The organism is Virgibacillus ndiopensis (assembly GCF_900187325.1).
In the GTDB taxonomy this organism is placed as follows: domain Bacteria; phylum Bacillota; class Bacilli; order Bacillales; family Amphibacillaceae; genus Virgibacillus_E; species Virgibacillus_E ndiopensis.
Window position 1 is genome coordinate 1 of the sequence record NZ_FZMZ01000002.1, and the last position, 1,750, is coordinate 1,750.

The window sequence follows — 1,750 nt, forward strand, 5'->3', positions numbered from 1 at the left end:
CCATTTTAATGCCATTTTAACATATTGTCAACACCAAACATATTTTCCATACAGAATAAATATTTGCATTAAAAAAGCGCTACGGTACGGCACACGCGAGGGAACCCCCTCAATACTTGAGGTTCCCCCTTCACGTGTATCCGTATCCGTATGCGCATATATTATAAAAAATATGATATACTGCTAATAGAAATTTATTTTTTTGAGTTATATTGTTCAAAAATGATAGTATTTTCAAAGTCATTAATTTCAACATTATAAATTCTTGAGTAGTGGGGATCGCCATTCCCTACTATTTTTTTTGCCTGTTTATAACTCATTTTTTGACGCTCTGGAAATACTATCCCCTTACTTTTTCGATACAAATTCATACCAGGTGGATATAAATGTAAACGACCACCTTTTATAAATTTTTTCTGTTCACCATCAACGACTTTTTCACGCACTTCTAAGCCCTTATTAATAGCTTGTCTTACTTTTTCATTACCTAAGGACATATCCTTGTCTGTAAGCTCAATATCAGCTAAATAGGCACTTAAATAAGCCCCAATATTATCGACATCTTTCAAATTTTTTATTGTCACGTAACCATGACTCCAAATTTTAGCTAAATCACTATTTTTTATGTATGCTTTATCACTACCATTAAATCTTAATAACAAATGATGATGCCACGCTCCACGCTCTTGTGGTTCCACAACATCAAGGTAATCAAAATTATTAAATTTCCGCTTTAAACGTTTTTTAAAACTATCAAAATCCCTATATAATCGCTTTGTATCTGTCATATTTTCGGCATACGTCAAAGTACAATGTAATTCATTGTCATACCCTATAAAATTATTATTTATTAAATATCTTAACTTTTTAAAAGTCTGCCTTAAGGAATTATGATTATCTTTTCTTGTTTCAGATTTATTAAAAGTATGTATCTCACCAGTTTCTTTTAAAACATATCTATCCTTGTCGATTTTTACAATATTAGCTTGATTATTCATCTTTTCCATTTGTTGAATCTCTGTCACATGATTCATTTTAGTGACTGTTACTATATCACTAGGTAAAATAATGCTTTCATGCCCATCCAATTTTCTGCCCCCTTTATAAAAACGGCGTAATGTTTAATTAAAATCAAGTTAATAAAGAATGCTAGATAACTAGTTTTGTTTTCCCGTGCCACCGTTCCCAGTTGCCATTGACATGGGGCCCCTACACCCTTTGAAACCCATAAACTTTGTTGGGGGAAACAACACCCCCACCACCCTATCGGGGCAGTTTACCAAAGGGTGCCACCCCACGTAAATGGACCGCTGTCGCTCAACTTCCACTAGCAGCACTATTTATCTTTTTGTAACTCTTCCATCATATCGCCTAAATACGGCATAACCTGTTGTTGTTGAAAATACGTCTCCAAAGCGAATATAACCATAGCATTCATAGTCAATCCTCTAGAATCTGCGGACTTTTTCAGGAAATCATGCATTTCAGGTCTAATTCTAATATTCAACCTTTTTAATTCAGTCATAAAAAAACTCCTTTCAAAAAGGGTAATAGGCAGGAAAAGGGTAGTCCTGCCTATGAGTGCTATTTGCCTAGGTTTAATACCTATATTCAATTGTAGTACCATTTTAATGCCATTTTAACATATTGTCAACACCAAACATATTTTCCATACAGAATAAATATTTGCATTAAAAAAGCGCTACGGTACGGCACACGCGAGGGAACCCCCTCAATACTTGAGGTTCCC

Annotated in this window: 2 protein-coding genes; both read right to left on the minus strand. The window is 34.3% G+C overall.

The window, feature by feature from the left end; translation table 11 throughout:
- Window positions 1–194 precede the first annotated feature (194 nt).
- Window positions 195–1,088, minus strand: coding sequence for a rolling circle replication-associated protein (locus CS937_RS00010; RefSeq protein ID WP_245835658.1), 894 nt, complete (start codon window positions 1,086–1,088; stop codon window positions 195–197).
- Window positions 1,089–1,336: 248 nt separating this feature from the next.
- Window positions 1,337–1,525, minus strand: a complete 189-nt coding sequence (locus CS937_RS00015; RefSeq protein WP_099156461.1) for a toxin-antitoxin system HicB family antitoxin — start codon at window positions 1,523–1,525, stop codon at window positions 1,337–1,339.
- Between the last annotated feature and the right edge of the window lie 225 nt (window positions 1,526–1,750).

What these genes read in the sequence shown, in the direction of transcription:
- CS937_RS00015 (WP_099156461.1), bottom strand. Translation starts at nt 1,525, where the DNA reads ATGACTGAATTAAAAAGGTTGAATATTAGAATTAGACCTGAAATGCAT.